The organism is Myroides albus (assembly GCF_009711045.1).
Taxonomy (GTDB): domain Bacteria; phylum Bacteroidota; class Bacteroidia; order Flavobacteriales; family Flavobacteriaceae; genus Flavobacterium; species Flavobacterium album_A.
On the sequence record NZ_WMJX01000003.1, the window covers coordinates 14192 to 30986 of the forward strand.

Genomic DNA, 16795 nt, shown 5'->3' on the forward strand with positions numbered 1-16795 from the left:
TTAATTATACTTAAGGTTGCAATTAGTCTTTGTGGCTTATGGTTTTAACTATTTGAGTAAAGTGATAGCCATTTTAGCAAACTTAGGCTCTAGTCATGAGGAATGGTCTTATACTGCTTGAATAGCAAGTTTGTAAAGTAGAGACAACTTTGTGATGAAGTCAGCTGTATTCTAAGTTTTCGTTAAGGGATAGTAGGTTGTATTGAGGTATCCTGAATCTACAATCAAGGTAGGAGAGGAAAGAGTAAATTGTTTTTGTGTTTTACAATCGTTAGAGACTGTTGAGATAAGAGTTCTTCTCTATTTTGAATAGAGTAAGGTATGTACGTCATTTCTGATTTTAGACCTATTTCCAGTATTCTGTTATAAGTTCTCATGGATGTACCTAATATAAAAACGGGTGTCAGTATTCTGACACCCGTTTTTATATTGTATTTGTTTTTAATGCAATTGTTATAGTCTGAATATACCTCCAAAAGCAATAACTGTTTGTCCAAACCAAAAGTTGTGCATTGCTTTATCCGCTTTATCAGAAGTAGTACGTACGTCATACATATCTATAAAACCTCCTTTTAATTCAGCTTGAATAAAGAAGTGTTTAAAGAATGTAACGTTCAAACCTGCTTTTGCAGATACACCTAATCCTGCAACGTGGAATTCATCATATCTTTCTTTACCTAATAATTTAGTATTTGTCTTTGGGTATACTATACCAAAACCAACACCTTCAGTAAGGTTAATTTGTACTTTATCTGTATTCCATACTCCAAAAAGTTTTGAGATATCATCTACGCGGTTGATCTCAAAGTTTAGGTAGTTTAATCCATCTGTATGTTCAAATGTTAAGAAATCATCTGTTAACAATACTCTGTCTGGATCACCTTCGATTGTTTCACCATATGTACCTTTACCTGGATAATACCCTGAAAGCTTCACCATTTTATTTTGATCCATTACATATTTCATATGGTCTACACCAATCGAAATATTGTATTTATCACTAATAAAATACCCGATACGAAGATTCGTTTGTGGAATAGTCATACGAGATGGGTTTATATAGTCAATATGCCATCCTTTTGGCTTATCAGATGCTTGTACATCTTTAATCGTGAAATCATAATCATTTCCTCTAAACGTGATGTCTGAGTTTGAAAAATATCCACGGTTACCTCCCCAGTAAATATAAAATTTACCTTTATTTGAGTCTGTATAACGCAAAGGTGTTGTCACAGCTTCTTGAGCAAAACTTATTGTCGAAGAAAATAGAGTTAGCACAGCTATTAATTTGTAAATATGTTTCATAAGAATTTTTATTTAAGTAGTCTTTTATTAATCTGCAAAGGTACAATAAAAAATCTCTTTGCGAGTTTCCTCAGCAAAGAGATTGTTAGTTGTTTAAGTTCTAAAAACAAAGTTTTAAAAAGTGATGCTATAGGTAAGATTTATCCAATTCTCTTTTGATTTAACAGTAGCATTGGAATATAAATTATTATAAGACATATCCACTAAAGTAGTTTGGTAGTTTCTTGCAGTATGATTGTAAGACAAGTCTAATCTAGACGGACCGAAGTTATATCCTAAACCTAAAGAGAAACTGTTTAAATCACCTACGTATTTAGTGTTTTTGTATGGGCTTTGTTCAAATCGATATCCCCCTCGTAAACTTACTTGTTTGATTTTGTATTCAGCTCCAATTCTTAATTCACTGGCAACCTGTAGTTCATTGTTGAAATCTTGATTAATATCTTGATATTCGTTTGTAGGTTTATATTTGTTATTAGAATAGTCTTTCAAAGAGTAATCCACACTGATTAATCCTTTTTCTTGGAAAATATAAGCTAAACTCGCAGTGTATTTAGAAGGAGTTTTCAACTTGTAAGTAGGCGTTTTTAACACTACATCAGGATAGATAAAATTAGTATTGTTATCATAACTCATTTGCGTTCGAAGCCCTTGATATAGTTCATCTTTTAACGAATACCAAGTTGGTGACTGATAAGATAAACCTCCTCTAAGTCCCTCTGTTATTTGAGCAATTGCACCAATATTAAAAGAAAATCCTGTACCATACGTATAGGTGCTATTCATGAAAGAGATGTTCTCGTCTTTGCCATTAGATGAGTTTCTTGCTGTTTGATAAGATGCACTATCTACTGTATAGTCTACGGTGTGTATATTTAAGTTTGCCCCAACATAAAAGCGATCGCCTAATTGAGCTGCAAAGTTACCACTAAATAAGCCTGTACTTCCAGAAGTGCTTATGCTACGCGATTGGTGAAAAGGAGTGTCAGTAAGGAAATCATGGTGATATCCTTCAGCATTGTTGTTCTCAGTGAATAAACCTCCGTTATAACCCAAAAACGCATTTCTTCCTGTTAATCCACCGTAGTAATTTGCACGTAGATAACCATCAGTAATCGTTGTTTGCTGATTTTCTGGACTAATATCGCCAAGAGGGATAGGACCACCATTTGGCCCACCGTGATTAGCAATTTGTAAAAAGTAATCACCTAGTGAATTTTCATCACCAATACCTCTAAAGCGCACATTGTTACGCATATTATTAGTACTCTCGTAATTAACTCCAATACTAAATTTTTTCATTACGGCATCCGATTTAAAAGAATTGAAAACAAATATAGCTCCTAATTGTCCAAGGTCTAATCCATCATAATTCTTCTTGTCGTTTGTGCCATTATAGTTTGCCTTATTGCTTTTATTGACAAAAGACATTGAAAATGCAGCGTTATTGTAATTAAAGATTGCACCCCCAGCAGGGTTAATTTTTAAAGCTGATAAATCACCTCCAACTGCACCAAATGCTCCGCTCATTGCTCTAAAACGAGCTGTACCATTAAGATCATTTTCATTTAAGGGCATTGCGCTCTGCATATTAGTTTCCTGCGCATATGAAGATAGCGTAAGGCCTAACAATGCTCCAGATAAAGCTATTTTTTTTAATTTCATAATTAATATATGTATATATATCTAAAGTGAATAATTATCTACTGTATGTCGTTCTAGATCCTCCACCTGAAGAACTGCTTCTACTATAAGAGGAAGAAGACGATGAACTACCTCTACTATATGATGAGCTACTTCTGCTATAAGAAGACGGAGTACTGTTACTACTTCTACTATATGTACTTCTTGAATAGTTGTTGTTTGAATTTGAAGAACTATTATTATAGTTATTTCTACTATATGAAGAAGAACTGTTATTGTAGTTTCCAGAGTTGCTATAATTTGTTCTACTGTAGTTTGATCTATTATAGGAGTTACTCGAATTAGTGTTGTAGTTGTTTCGTGAATACGATGATCTATTGTATCCATTATTTCCTACATTACCTCTGTTATAAGAAGTTCTACTATATGTATTTCTACTATAAGAAGGATTACGAGAATATGAAGTACTATTATTTGTTCTGTTGTATGACGTTCTACTATATGTAGTAGGATATCTTGAACCTGCATAATAAGTAGGTCTATATGAGTAAGAATGGTAATAAGGATATCCCCAATAACCACCATGTCCCCAATGACCGCCATAATAGCCATTCCATCCAAATCCGAACCCAAAGCTTAGACCCCAGCCCCAACCTCCATAATAATATGGATCGTAAAATGGATCATAAAAAGCATTGTAATATGGGTATCCATAATAAGGCGATCCGTAATAAGGATAGCCATAGCCATAACTGTTGTTATAGATATTTATTTTGACGTCATTAGGTTGACTGCCCCAAGTGCCATAGCTTTTTGCTGAAAGTTCTCTTTGTTGTTGAATACTGTCATTTACAGGCGAAATATAATTATTTACATCTGTAAAATATTCTAAATCATCACTTTTACTGGCAAAATATTGCTGGTAATAGTTTTGCTGAGGTTGTTGAACCACTGCTCTGTTGGAATTACTATTATATATACCATCATCGTAATACGATGTATTATAGTATGAACCACATGAAACAGTAAATACACCTATTGCAAGTAAAGCATAGAGTTTACTTGTATTTACGAAGTTTTTTACAAATGTTTTCATTTCCCTGTTTTTTAATTGTTGGTCAAAACAAATTTAATTAGATTTGTGGAATTATTATAGTTAATTAAGAGTTAAACAATTTTAACTGCTAATATATTAAAAATGAGCAAGAATATTACTAAAAGAAGCGAAGATTACTCTAAGTGGTACAATGAACTTGTTGTCAAAGCAGATTTGGCTGAGAATTCAGGAGTACGTGGGTGTATGGTAATAAAACCATATGGGTATGCAATCTGGGAGAAGATGCAGGCAGAGTTAGATAGAATGTTTAAAGAAACTGGTCACCAAAATGCTTATTTCCCCTTATTTATCCCCAAGTCTTATTTTAGTAAGGAGGCGAGTCATGTAGATGGATTTGCAAAAGAATGTGCAGTAGTTACTCACTATCGTTTAAAGACAGCGGAAGATGGTAAGACAATTGAAGTTGATCCTGAAGCGAAATTAGAAGAGGAATTAATTGTACGTCCAACTTCGGAAACAATTATTTGGGATACTTATAGAAAGTGGATTGAGTCTTATCGCGATTTACCAATCTTAGTAAATCAATGGGCTAACGTTGTACGTTGGGAAATGAGAACTCGATTATTTTTGAGAACAGCAGAGTTTTTATGGCAAGAAGGTCATACAGCACACGCTACAGAGAAAGAGGCTATTGCTGAAGCAGAACAAATGTTAAATGTATATGCTGATTTCGCTGAGAACTTTATGGCTATTCCAGTTGTAAAAGGATTTAAAACAGCAAATGAGCGTTTCGCTGGTGCTGTTGAGACATATTGTATTGAGGCATTAATGCAAGACGGTAAAGCTTTACAGGCTGGAACATCACATTTCTTAGGACAAAATTTTGCTAAGGCATTTGACGTTAAGTTTACTTCTCAAGAAGGAAAACAAGAGCATGTATGGGCAACTTCGTGGGGTGTGAGTACAAGATTAATGGGTGCATTAATTATGACACATTCAGATGATAATGGATTAGTATTACCTCCAAACTTGGCACCAATACAAGTGGTTATTGTTCCTATTCACAAAACAGATGAGCAGTTAGAAGCTATTCGCGAAGAAGTGAAGAAGATCACAGATAGATTTAAAAAACTAAACATCTCCTTTAAGTTTGATGATCGTACATCATTTAAACCAGGATGGAAGTTTGCTGAATATGAATTAAAAGGAGTTCCTGTGCGCTTAGCTGTAGGGCCAAAAGATTTAGAGAATGGCACTTTTGAAGTAGCGCGTCGTGATACATTGACAAAAGAAACTATATCAAAAGAAGGTATTGTTGAGTATATCCAAGATTTGTTAGAGGAAATACAAGCTACATTATTCAAAAAGGCATTTGATTATAGAGAAGCACATATTACTGAAGTAAATTCTTTTGATGAATTTAAAGAAGTCTTGGAAGGTAAAGGTGGATTTATTTCAGCTCACTGGGATGGTACAACAGAGACAGAGGAGAAGATTAAAGATCTTACGAAAGCTACAATTCGCTGTATTCCAATTGATAGGGTGGAAGAAGATGGTGTATGTGTGCTAACAGGCAAGCCATCTAAGGGAAGAGTGTTATTCGCAAAAGCGTATTAAAATTATATTTTTTTTGTTTTTCTCTTGCGGGATAAAAAATTTATTGTAGTTTTGCATCCGCATTAGAGAAACAAATGGTCCGTTCGTCTAGGGGTTAGGACGCCAGGTTTTCATCCTGGTAACAGGGGTTCGATTCCCCTACGGACTACANTTTCATCCTGGTAACAGGGGTTCGATTCCCCTACGGACTACAAGATTTTCTATAAGAGAAATAATCTAATGCAAATTGGTCCGTTCGTCTAGGGGTTAGGACGCCAGGTTTTCATCCTGGTAACAGGGGTTCGATTCCCCTACGGACTACAGGTTCTTTTTTTATGAATCAATTATTGAAATTTATGGTCCGTTCGTCTAGGGGTTAGGACGCCAGGTTTTCATCCTGGTAACAGGGGTTCGATTCCCCTACGGACTACAGGTTCTTTTTTTATGAATCAATTATTGAAATTTATGGTCCGTTCGTCTAGGGGTTAGGACGCCAGGTTTTCATCCTGGTAACAGGGGTTCGATTCCCCTACGGACTACAGATTCTTTTTTTATGAATCAATTATTGAAATTTATGGTCCGTTCGTCTAGGGGTTAGGACGCCAGGTTTTCATCCTGGTAACAGGGGTTCGATTCCCCTACGGACTACAGATTCTTTTGAGTCAAACATTAATTTCGGTCCGTTCGTCTAGGGGTTAGGACGCCAGGTTTTCATCCTGGTAACAGGGGTTCGATTCCCCTACGGACTACAGAGTCTTTTGAGTCAATAATTGAAATTTTGGTCCGTTCGTCTAGGGGTTAGGACGCCAGGTTTTCATCCTGGTAACAGGGGTTCGATTCCCCTACGGACTACAGAGTCTTTTGAGTCAATAATTGAAATTTTGGTCCGTTCGTCTAGGGGTTAGGACGCCAGGTTTTCATCCTGGTAACAGGGGTTCGATTCCCCTACGGACTACAGAGTCTTTTGAGTCAATAATTGAAATTTTGGTCCGTTCGTCTAGGGGTTAGGACGCCAGGTTTTCATCCTGGTAACAGGGGTTCGATTCCCCTACGGACTACAGAGTCTTTTGAGTCAATAATTGAAATTTTGGTCCGTTCGTCTAGGGGTTAGGACGCCAGGTTTTCATCCTGGTAACAGGGGTTCGATTCCCCTACGGACTACAAAGTTCTTTCTTTTAGAGGAACAACAAGATTGATGGTAATGGTCCGTTCGTCTAGGGGTTAGGACGCCAGGTTTTCATCCTGGTAACAGGGGTTCGATTCCCCTACGGACTACAGAGAAAAAATAGTATAGACTTAATAAAATATTTAAACGAAATGGCAAATCATAAGTCAGCTTTAAAAAGAATTAGAAGTAACGAAAAGAAAAGAGTACTTAACAGATATCAGCACAAAACAACTCGTAATGCGATCAAAGCTTTACGTTTGATTGAAGATAAAAAAGAGGCTGCTGATAAATTACCTGTAGTAGTATCTATGATTGACAAATTAGCAAAGAAAAATATTATCCACGATAATAAAGCTGCTAACTTGAAATCTAAGTTAACAAAACACGTTGCTGCATTATAATAATTGCAAAGCAAGTGTCTTTTAAAGTTAAGAAAAGAATACAAGCTCTCAATTAATGAGAGCTTTTTTTGTTGATTTATAGCCAAATTCGTATTTTACAAAATAACTAATTTAAAATCCTTATATGACACCAATTAGGAATATTGCTATCATAGCACACGTTGACCATGGTAAAACTACGATGGTGGACAAAATATTACACCACTGTCAATTATTTCGTGAGAATGAAACTTCTGGAGAATTAATTTTGGATAATGAGGATATCGAGAGAGAAAGAGGTATTACTATTACTTCTAAGAACGTATCGGTAAACTACAAGGGAACTAAAATTAATATTATTGATACTCCAGGGCACGCTGACTTTGGTGGTGAGGTGGAACGTGTATTGAATATGGCTGATGGTGTTCTTTTAATTGTAGATGCTTTTGAAGGACCAATGCCTCAGACCCGTTTCGTACTACAAAAAGCAATTAGCTTAGGTTTAAAACCTTGCGTAGTTGTTAATAAAGTAGATAAAGAGAACTGTACGCCAGAAGAGGTTCACGAGAAAGTATTTGACTTGATGTTTGAACTTGGAGCTGAAGAATGGCAAATGGATTTCCCTGCTGTTTATGGTTCTGCAAAGAACAACTGGATGTCAACTGATTGGAAAAAACCAACAGATTCATTTGAACCATTATTGGATATGGTTCTTGAGCACATACCTCAAGCTGAGGTTAAAGAAGGTACTCCACAGATGTTAATTACATCTTTAGATTACTCTACATTTACAGGACGTATTGCTATTGGTCGTTTACATAGAGGTATTTTAAAAGAAGGAATGAACATTTCTTTGATTAAAAGAGATGGAAAAACGGTTAAGTCTAAAATTAAAGAAGTACATACGTTTGAAGGATTAGGACGCAAGAAAGTATCTGAAGTGCAAGCTGGAGATATTTGTGCTGTTGTAGGTATTGATGGTTTTGAAATTGGTGACGTTATCGCTGATTTCGAAAATCCAGAAGCATTACCAACAATCACTATTGACGAGCCTACGATGAGTATGTTATTCACTATTAATGACTCGCCATTCTTTGGTAAGGAAGGTAAATACGTAACTTCAAGACACATTAAAGATCGTTTAAACAAAGAGCTGGAGAAAAACTTAGCACTACGTGTAAACGAAACGGATAGTGCTGATAAGTTTATGGTATTTGGTCGTGGGGTATTGCACTTATCGGTTTTGATTGAGACAATGCGCCGTGAAGGATATGAATTACAAATTGGTCAACCACAAGTTATCATCAAAGAGATTGATGGTGTTAAATGTGAGCCAGTTGAAGAATTAACTATTGATATTCCTGAAAGCTTATCTGGTCGTGGAGTAGAATACGTTACATTGAAAAAAGGTGAAATGTTAAGTATGGAACCTAAAGGTGAGCGTATGATTATTAAATTCTTAATTCCATCAAGAGGAATTATCGGTTTAAGAAATCAGTTGTTAACTGCTACTGCAGGAGAGGCAATTATGTCACACCGTTTCTTAGAATATCAACCATACAAAGGAGAGATTGCAGGACGTAACAATGGTTCTTTAATTTCTATGGAGAATGGTAAAGCTATTCCTTATTCTATTGATAAATTACAAGATCGTGGTAAATTCTTCGTTGATCCTAATGAAGACATCTACGAAGGTCAAGTAATTGGAGAGAATACACGTAGCGATGATATGACTGTTAACGTTACTAAAACGAAAAAGTTATCTAACGTTCGTTCTTCTGGAGCAGATGATAAGGCACGTATTGTTCCTGCTATCAAATTCTCTTTAGAGGAAGCTTTAGAATACATTCAAAAAGATGAGTATGTTGAGGTAACTCCTAAGTCTTTGCGTTTAAGAAAAATCTTCTTGAAAGAGACAGATAGAAAACGCAATACTATTAAATAAGAATCAAATTTTATTTTTGATATACGAAGTCAGCTTAGCAATAAGCTGACTTTTTTATTTAGTACAAATGCGGTAATTACCTTTTGTTTTTTTATTTGAATAATTCGAGTAATTAGTGTTTTGATGCAGTATTTTGTCAGTTTGTAAAGAACTGCTAAATATATTATTTGGATTAAATTATTTAATAAAACGATTATATTATGATTTTTTAATTAGAACTTCTGAGAGAAATAATGTTTTGAAGATGTAGATTTTATAAGATTCATAATTTTTATTTCTGCTATTATAAGTCCGAAATATTATTAAATTTGTAATTTGAATCAAAAATCACAACCTTAGGTTATAAATATGGCAAAGTTCGAATTGAAATTACCCAAAATGGGTGAGAGTGTTGCTGAAGCAACCATTACAAACTGGCTGAAGAATGTAGGGGACCGCATTGAAGCTGATGAAACAGTATTAGAGATTGCAACTGATAAAGTTGATAGTGAAGTTCCATCAGAAGTGGAAGGGACTTTGGTTGAGATATTATTCCAAGTAGACGATGTTGTTCAAGTAGGGCAAACAATCGCAATTATAGAAACAGAGGGTGATGCAGCTGCACCAGCTCCATCTGCTGTTAGTACTTCATCTGAATTTAAAGCTGTAGCAGAAACAGTAGCTGCAGCAAAAGAAGCTGTTGCGACTCCTGTTGATTTTGCAGATTCTGATAAATTCTTTTCTCCTTTAGTAAAAAATATTGCTAAAGAAGAAGGTATATCATTAGCTGAATTAGAATCAATCACTGGAACAGGAAAAGATGGAAGAGTTACTAAAACTGATATATTAGCTTACGTTAAGAACAGAGGTAACCAACCTCAACCTGTAGCGGCAAAAGTAGAAGCTCCAAAAGCAACTCCTGTTGCTCCAACTGCAACTAAAGCGGCGCCTGTATCTGTAAATGGTGCGGATGAGATTGTAGAAATGGATCGCATGCGTAAACTTATCTCAGGATATATGGTGAAATCTGTTCAGACTTCTGCTCACGTGCAATCATTTATCGAAGTAGACGTTACCAATATCGTAAACTGGAGAAATAAAGTTAAAAATTCATTCGAGAAGAGAGAAGGAGAGAAACTTACGTTTACACCTATCTTTATGGAGGCTGTTGCTAAGGCTTTAAAAGACTTCCCTGGAATGAATATCTCTGTAGAAGGTGACTATATCATTAAGAAAAAGAATATTAACTTGGGTATGGCTGCTGCATTACCTAACGGAAACTTAATTGTGCCAGTAATTAAAAACGCTGATCAATTAAACTTAGTTGGCATGGCTAAAGCAGTTAATGACTTAGGTAATCGTGCTAAAGCTGGTAAATTAAAACCAGACGATACACAAGGAAGTACATATACAGTAACTAACGTAGGAACTTTCGGTAGTGTATTCGGTACACCGATTATCAATCAACCTGAAGTAGGTATCCTTGCTTTAGGAGCTATCCGTAAAGTACCAGCGGTTATCGAAACTCCAGAGGGAGATTTCATCGGTATCCGTCAGAAGATGTTCTTATCTCACAGTTATGACCACAGAGTGGTAGATGGAGCATTAGGAGGACAATTCGTACAAAGAGTTGCTCAGATCTTAGAAGCTTTTGATCCAAATAGAGAGATATAATACTCATTTAAAATATTTTATTTAAACGGTTTCACCTTTGTGAAACCGTTTTTTTATATCTTGTTTTGTCTAAAGGTTATCATACAGTATGAAAGAAGCTTTTTTAAATTGGAGTAGTGGAAAGGATGCAGCCTTCGCTTTATATCAATTGCAACAGAGTAAAGAGTTGCAAGTTACCCGACTCATGACAACGGTTAATGAGCACTTTGGACGTGTTTCAATGCACGGAATACGAGAAAGTGTTTTACGTCGTCAAGCAGAGTGTCTCGGTTTGCCTATTGATGTCGTATATCTACACGAGAAATTAACTTTGCAGGAGTATGAAGATATCGTAACGCAACAGTTGCAAAAATATAGTGAACAGGGGATTTACGATAGTGTATATGGCGATATTCTTTTAGAAGATCTGAAAACCTTTCGGGAGCAACAGCTTGCTCGATTAAGTATAAATGGGGTGTTTCCGCTGTGGAATCGAGATACAACAGCATTGATTCACGAAATGGTTGATAGTGGACTGAAGACAATCGTAGTCTGTGTGAATGAGCAATATCTCGACAAGAGTTTCGTTGGACGTACGATTGACAAACAATTTATAGCTGATTTGCCAAAAGGAGTTGATCCATGTGGAGAGAACGGAGAGTTTCACACCTTTGTATATGATGGGCCGATGTTTCAGAAACCTGTTCCTTTTGAGATTGGAGAAAGGGTGTATAAGACATACGATGCTCCAAAGCAATGTCATCAAAAGGAAATCCTACACTATGGCTTTTGGTTCTTAGATATTCTGTGAGACAAATTGCGAAAGGAGAATTTCGGGAACAGCCACTACCGATTTACTTTGGTAATTGAAAGTAACCATGCCTGTCTTGGCTTTAGCAATAACTTTAGTTTCTGTCTGTACGAGATAGTATAAGTCAAAGCCCACTCTGCTAAAATCACCAGCAACCAGTTGGATGGATAATACATCTCCGTAGAAGGCTTCATTTTTATATTCAATAGCGACATCAGCCATAATTAACCCTACGCCGGCACAATCCATTTCTGTATATCCGAAGTGATTCAAAAACATCACTCTCGCTTCGTGCAAGATAGAGAGCAGTTTGTCGTTGCCTAAGTGATTGCCATAGTTTAAATCTGTGATTCGCACAGGTATTGATACTTTGTATGTATAGTCAGTAGGCATAGTAATTTTAATTCGAGACATAGTATAGGGATTATTTTTAAATGCTACCTTTCATTGATAGCGGGATTAAACAAAGCTAACGCTATGCGTAAAAATACTAAAAAGCCAATGTTTAAAGTAATTATTTTGCGAAGTATTGCTTTTGTACTTAATTATACTGAGTATATCCAGCATGTAGCCATGCGCTGTGTTTTACAGAATATTGAGGATTGGATTATCAGTTATGAACATTATGTATATAGGAAAAAAAAGACTGAAAACCGCAGTCTTCAGCCTTTTTAGGGACAAGTGAAAAATTTTAATTATAATTTATAAGTTAGATTAACAAAGAAGTTTCTCCCAGGATTTGGTATTTTGTTCCAATCTGCATAGGTTGAGTAATGGGTGTCAAATATGTTTTCTATACCCACACCGATATTCAAGGATTGTTCCTTTATTAAAAAGTCGTAGTTTGCATTCCAATCTAAAATAGCATAGGAAGGTGTGCGCACTTCACCATAAGCTTTTGCAGCATTATTTTTAACTGCATTTCCCTTTAAACTTAACTGTGTTTTAAATACACTGTACTTGTAGTCAATTGTTGTACTATAAGCCAAAGGTGCAATAAAAGGCAATGTGTTTTTATCGCTATCTTCTCCAAAGCTATAAGTAAGGCCTCCTGACACTTTCCAATTCGCATCAAGGTTGTAAGTAAAGTTCCAAGCTAATGTTCCCTGTATAGCATGATCTATATTGGCGTATTTCTTCAAACCTAAGCCACCAATAGTCATTGCATTATAGATCGGATCAATAACACCAATAATGTAATTATCTAAGTAGAATACAGAACCTGACAATTTAGTAGAAAAGGCAGGTGAGGCATATTTAACAAAGAAATTACCTTCATAGGAAGATTCATTTTTTAGATTAGGGTTACCAATATAGTCATAGCGATCTCCACTATTGAACAGATAGTATCCATATCCCTCAGATACCGAAGGGGCTCTATTGCCATAACCTGTTCCTATGCCGAATAACCAACTATCGTAAAAGTATTCGTAATTGGCAGCTATATTTCCTACTGTTCGAGTTTTATTTTGTTTGAAAGTATCGTCATTTAAAAAGATACTCAGTTGGTTAATACCCTTTTCACTTACGTGATTAAAGTTGATTCCTAAAGTACCAGATAGCAATACGCTATTTTTGTCATCTATCTGCCAGTGGTCTTTGATCGTTAATCCTCCGTAATTAGTCTTGATGTTAGGCCAAGTATAAGCAAACATATTTGCTGAACCTGGATTATTGGGAATCATCGTCATTTCTGCCAAGGACTTGTTGTAATAAGTATTGGCATTTACACTGATATGATGACTATCTTTTAAGGTAGTTGACAAAGTTGTATAGGCTCCATAAGTATCTGTCGATCCTGGCATATCCATACGCATTTGTACATTTGGTCGATTTGTATCATCCATACGATGTGTGATGGTATTGTAATACAATTTCGTCTCCCATTTGTCAACCCAAGACCCTGTTGGCTTATAAGTGTGTTTCACAGAAGTAATAATCGCCTCTGCTAAGCCAACATCCATAGGCAAAGCAGGATACCCTACATCAGTTGCTTTATCGTAGATAATTGCAGCTTCTAAGCTATGGGAGTTATTAATAGCATAACCGATGATTCCAGATGCGTTTAATTTTCTGAATTGTGAATACAATATCTCCTTGTTACCACCAGCTTTGTAGTTGTCTGCATCTCTGTACATGATTGAACCACTTACATAGAATTTCTTAGCTGTATAATCAAAGTTACCACCGACAATTTTCTGTTTATTGATAGACTCAAAACCTGTTTGAACTTGAGCTGTAAGTTTATCCTCCTCTGTAAACGATAGCTTTCGCGTACGCAAGTCTATACTTCCTCCTAATGTAGCTCCAAACATGGAGCCCTGTGAGCCAGAAGTAATGTCCATTCCATCGAGGTTGTTTACTTCTACATAAGAGGTGATAGGGTCCATTTTATCCGTACAGGCATGAAAAATCTGCATTCCGTCAATTGTCTGCCTTGTTCGTTCAATGGACATATTATTGATCATCGGTTCCCAGGCATAAGCTCCTCTGCGAACAAGTGTTATATTTTCTTGTTTAGCCAAATAGTCATCTACAGATGCTAATGGCTTTTTCTCTGTAAGGTTTTTACTCTGAGATTTGTGAGTAACGATTACCTCTTCAAGAGCTTTGGCACTCAAGGTGTCTTGCTCTACTGTGTTCTGCGCTGAAAGTAATGATGGCAGCGTAAGAAGTAAACTTGCTATTAAGTGGTTTTTTGATATCATGTCAACTGATCTAATAAGAAGTGGTTATGCTAAGCGATAGGTTCTACTGTAGTTTGAGCATGGTCAATTAGAATACAAGATCAAAGAACTTGTCTCCATTTACCGTCTCTTTACCATCAGCATCCAATCCAACAGGTTGTCCAGCTAATATATTACCAGCTTGATCTTTGATCACTAAGTTCAAGAACCAATACCCCGTCATACTCAATGGTAATTTCCCTTCATATTGTTTAGTCGTTGAATTGTAATTTAGTTTGATCACGCCATCAAGTACACCGTGATTTGCCATATCAGGCATTCTCGGGTCAATTGACACTTGTAATTCTCCAACTTCCGGAAATCTCATGCCGTTATCTTCTCTTTTGTAGATCGATACTGCAATATTGTTTTTACCAACAATGAATTTGCTTACGTGATGTAAAGCAGCAAAGTGTTTTTCACTATCTATATTGAATGTTTCCAGCGTTTTTCTATCACTTCCCTTGATTGAATTTATATCATTTCTATCGAAGAATTGTCCGTTGCGAACAGTTGTTGGCAACTTAGTTTCTATGTTCTTATCTTTATTTTTAGCTTTGATTTCAATTTCCCAGAAGTTTTTCTCTATATCCATTCCTGCCATTGAGAACATAATCTCTCCTTCAAATTTATTACTTGATCCCGCAATAGGTTTTAATTGAGAGATAGGTGCAGAGTGAGACTTTTTATGACCATTAGGCATAGTCATGTGCATCATAATATTCATCGATACATCAGTGAATACTTTGTTGTTTGCATCAGTAGCATCTGTGATTTCTACAATAATAGGTGTTGTAGAAGGAGCATAGAACTCATTGACATTACTATAAATAGCAATGTTATAGTGGTCATTTTTTTGTTCTAATACCTTTATTGTTAGATCTGTTTTAGTAGGATTTGTTGTGTCGTCATTACTTATACTGTTGTCATCAGAAGTACAAGAAGTAGTTAAACCAAGAGCGAACACAGTTAATGCGAAGTATATGAATTTTTTCATTTTGCTTAATTTTTAATTTTATAAAATAGAATTTATATAGCCACTTACCACGTAAAGCAAAAGGCTTTACCCAGTAGAAAACTAAATTGGATAAAATAAAAAATTAAGCGAGGGGTGGTTTTATAGAGTCAGCAGAAGTCAAATAGGCATATAGACTATTGTAACTATCGACAACTTTGGTATCAATCTTTGATTGTTGAACAAAGGGTAAATCCCATTGTATGATTTGAAAGTATAAAACCTCAAAGTGAAGCTTCAATGCAGTTTTTCCAGCTAAAGGATTGTCCTCTTGAGCTGTTTTGGCTAATTCACTTTTCAGGTGACATGATCCATTACAAGAAAGTTCGGGTCTGTCTTTATTAATACAAAGCTCTTGTATAACATCATAGTTTATCACAAAGTCCAATACAGGAAATATTGGCTTCATGAAGAATAAAACTACTATGATTAATATACATCGTTTCATGTTGCAAATATACACAGGATAGAAGTATTAATTCTATGACTTAAATCACTTTTGTGTCAATAATCAATAAAACTATTTAGATAATCAACTCTGTGTGATGTCTAAATTGGAATCCTTACATTTTAAGTTTCCCAACCTACCTCTATATTTCCTCCATTAACATCAGTAGTTACTGATAGATGTATCTCTCCCATATCGATACCAGTAATATCATAAATGTAATTGATATCGTATTCTTTAGAAAAGTCATTTTGAGCTTGTACTGTTACGAGTATTAATTTCAGATTAGTGATAATTTTATCAACATTTTCAGAAGTGGGTTTGCCTAAGCCTATTTTTTTTAATTGCTCTTCATCAGTATTGTTTATAAAATAATCAATATGCTCTTTAGTCATTCCAGTAGGATGATAATAATCTTTTTTGATTGCTTTTAAGTTTTGTTCGTTTGCCAAAGGAAGTTTATAAACGAAAACAGCCTTGTTAATAATAAATCTTTCATAATCAATATACGTATGAATTGTATCAGTATTTATTATTATTTGCTGAAAGAGCTCTTCTTTGAAATCTTCAAAATCTCGATTGTTTGGGGTACCAATAGGAATTAAGTCAATTCTTGTAGGTGAGGGTTTACGCAGGATAAATATCCCTACCAATGCAGCAAGTATAACAAGGGTAAATGCGATTTTTCCCCTCATAGTAGTATGCTCTTTTGTGGCAGAATAAAAATAATTATTTCCCTTATAAAGGGCTGATTATTAGTTTCTTTTGGTTGTTGGTGACTATGTGTTTAAGTCTGTTTATCCTTTTGGTAGGAGGATTAGCTTTACACTCAATGGCGTTAACAGAGTGAAGGGATAATCCTCAAAGTGGGATAGTCTATGCAATCAAGCAACAGACTACTGGCAATTTTACGTTTCTAATGTATATGTATGGAGAAGGAAATAATGGGGGATCTTGTGTTTTTCGCTATGAGAATTACATAGAGATAAAGGTCGGCGTGAACTAATTTTTCGCTGTTAGCGTAAAGGTTCTTAGAAAAGTAAGAAGTGGCAAACATGGCATTGTGTC

At 35.5% G+C, this 16795-nt stretch carries 14 protein-coding genes and 11 tRNA genes; 17 read left to right on the forward strand and 8 right to left on the reverse strand.

From position 1 onward, the window contains the following. Window positions 1-453: 453 nt before the first annotated feature. From GJV76_RS02320 to GJV76_RS02330, 3 genes are all read right to left on the reverse strand, one after another. Window positions 454-1305: a hypothetical protein gene (locus tag GJV76_RS02320; protein ID WP_155091037.1), complete on the reverse strand. Its 852-nt coding sequence runs from the start codon at window positions 1303-1305 to the stop codon at window positions 454-456. A 114-nt stretch (window positions 1306-1419) separates the two neighbouring features. Beyond that, a complete protein-coding gene (locus GJV76_RS02325; protein WP_155091038.1) occupies window positions 1420-2970 on the reverse strand; it encodes an OmpP1/FadL family transporter in 1551 nt (516 codons plus the stop codon). Window positions 2971-3004: 34 nt separating this feature from the next. Then, window positions 3005-4045 (reverse strand): hypothetical protein, encoded by a 1041-nt coding sequence (locus tag GJV76_RS02330; protein WP_155091039.1) that lies wholly within the window; start codon window positions 4043-4045, stop codon window positions 3005-3007. A gap of 102 nt (window positions 4046-4147) precedes the next feature. Here GJV76_RS02330 and proS point away from each other — a divergent pair, with 102 nt between their 5' ends. The 16 genes from proS (at window position 4148) to GJV76_RS02410 (ending at window position 11538) form a co-directional block, all read left to right on the forward strand. Next, window positions 4148-5623 (forward strand): proline--tRNA ligase, encoded by a 1476-nt coding sequence (gene proS / locus GJV76_RS02335; protein WP_155091040.1) that lies wholly within the window; start codon window positions 4148-4150, stop codon window positions 5621-5623. A gap of 76 nt (window positions 5624-5699) precedes the next feature. Beyond that, window positions 5700-5771 (forward strand) — tRNA-Glu (locus GJV76_RS02340). Between the two features lie 80 nt (window positions 5772-5851). Further along, window positions 5852-5923 (forward strand) — tRNA-Glu (locus GJV76_RS02345). A 37-nt stretch (window positions 5924-5960) separates the two neighbouring features. After that, window positions 5961-6032: transfer RNA gene (locus tag GJV76_RS02350), tRNA-Glu, on the forward strand. A gap of 37 nt (window positions 6033-6069) precedes the next feature. After that, window positions 6070-6141, forward strand: a tRNA-Glu gene (locus tag GJV76_RS02355). Between the two features lie 37 nt (window positions 6142-6178). Next, window positions 6179-6250, forward strand: a tRNA-Glu gene (locus tag GJV76_RS02360). A gap of 29 nt (window positions 6251-6279) precedes the next feature. Continuing rightward, window positions 6280-6351: transfer RNA gene (locus GJV76_RS02365), tRNA-Glu, on the forward strand. A gap of 31 nt (window positions 6352-6382) precedes the next feature. Then, window positions 6383-6454: transfer RNA gene (locus GJV76_RS02370), tRNA-Glu, on the forward strand. A 31-nt stretch (window positions 6455-6485) separates the two neighbouring features. Continuing rightward, a tRNA-Glu gene (locus GJV76_RS02375) sits at window positions 6486-6557 on the forward strand. Window positions 6558-6588: 31 nt separating this feature from the next. Further along, window positions 6589-6660: transfer RNA gene (locus GJV76_RS02380), tRNA-Glu, on the forward strand. 31 nt (window positions 6661-6691) lie between these two features. Next, window positions 6692-6763, forward strand: a tRNA-Glu gene (locus GJV76_RS02385). Window positions 6764-6805: 42 nt separating this feature from the next. After that, a tRNA-Glu gene (locus GJV76_RS02390) sits at window positions 6806-6877 on the forward strand. Window positions 6878-6919: 42 nt separating this feature from the next. Then, window positions 6920-7171: a 30S ribosomal protein S20 gene (gene rpsT, locus GJV76_RS02395; RefSeq protein ID WP_155091041.1), complete on the forward strand. Its 252-nt coding sequence runs from the start codon at window positions 6920-6922 to the stop codon at window positions 7169-7171. Between the two features lie 124 nt (window positions 7172-7295). Beyond that, window positions 7296-9095 carry a translational GTPase TypA gene (gene typA / locus GJV76_RS02400; RefSeq protein ID WP_155091043.1) on the forward strand — a complete coding sequence of 600 codons (1800 nt, stop codon included), beginning with the start codon at window positions 7296-7298 and terminating at the stop codon, window positions 9093-9095. Between the two features lie 348 nt (window positions 9096-9443). After that, the gene (locus tag GJV76_RS02405; protein ID WP_155091045.1) at window positions 9444-10748 is read left to right on the forward strand and encodes a dihydrolipoamide acetyltransferase family protein; all 1305 of its coding nucleotides are present in this window, start codon (window positions 9444-9446) and stop codon (window positions 10746-10748) included. A gap of 88 nt (window positions 10749-10836) precedes the next feature. Beyond that, window positions 10837-11538, forward strand: coding sequence for a Dph6-related ATP pyrophosphatase (locus GJV76_RS02410; protein WP_155091046.1), 702 nt, complete (start codon window positions 10837-10839; stop codon window positions 11536-11538). Here the strand turns inward: GJV76_RS02410 and GJV76_RS02415 are convergent. Beyond that, window positions 11524-11952: an acyl-CoA thioesterase gene (locus GJV76_RS02415; RefSeq protein ID WP_155091047.1), complete on the reverse strand. Its 429-nt coding sequence runs from the start codon at window positions 11950-11952 to the stop codon at window positions 11524-11526. The two genes, GJV76_RS02410 and GJV76_RS02415, sit on opposite strands and share 15 nt — an antisense overlap. A 63-nt stretch (window positions 11953-12015) precedes the next feature. On the opposite strand from GJV76_RS02415, the gene GJV76_RS02420 reads away from it, so the two are divergent. Further along, window positions 12016-12213 (forward strand): hypothetical protein, encoded by a 198-nt coding sequence (locus GJV76_RS02420; RefSeq protein ID WP_155091048.1) that lies wholly within the window; start codon window positions 12016-12018, stop codon window positions 12211-12213. A 20-nt stretch (window positions 12214-12233) separates the two neighbouring features. On the opposite strand, the gene GJV76_RS02425 is transcribed toward GJV76_RS02420, so the two are convergent. The 4 genes from GJV76_RS02425 to GJV76_RS02440 all read right to left on the reverse strand — a co-directional run bounded on the left by GJV76_RS02425 (window position 12234) and on the right by GJV76_RS02440 (window position 16422). Further along, the gene (locus GJV76_RS02425; protein WP_155091049.1) at window positions 12234-14246 is read right to left on the reverse strand and encodes a TonB-dependent receptor; all 2013 of its coding nucleotides are present in this window, start codon (window positions 14244-14246) and stop codon (window positions 12234-12236) included. Window positions 14247-14313: 67 nt separating this feature from the next. Then, window positions 14314-15261 (reverse strand): hypothetical protein, encoded by a 948-nt coding sequence (locus tag GJV76_RS02430; RefSeq protein WP_155091050.1) that lies wholly within the window; start codon window positions 15259-15261, stop codon window positions 14314-14316. A 103-nt stretch (window positions 15262-15364) separates the two neighbouring features. Then, window positions 15365-15688: a hypothetical protein gene (locus GJV76_RS02435; protein ID WP_155091051.1), complete on the reverse strand. Its 324-nt coding sequence runs from the start codon at window positions 15686-15688 to the stop codon at window positions 15365-15367. A 161-nt stretch (window positions 15689-15849) separates the two neighbouring features. Continuing rightward, entirely contained in the window at window positions 15850-16422 is a 573-nt protein-coding gene (locus GJV76_RS02440; RefSeq protein ID WP_155091053.1) for a hypothetical protein, read from the reverse strand. Window positions 16423-16795 lie beyond the last annotated feature (373 nt).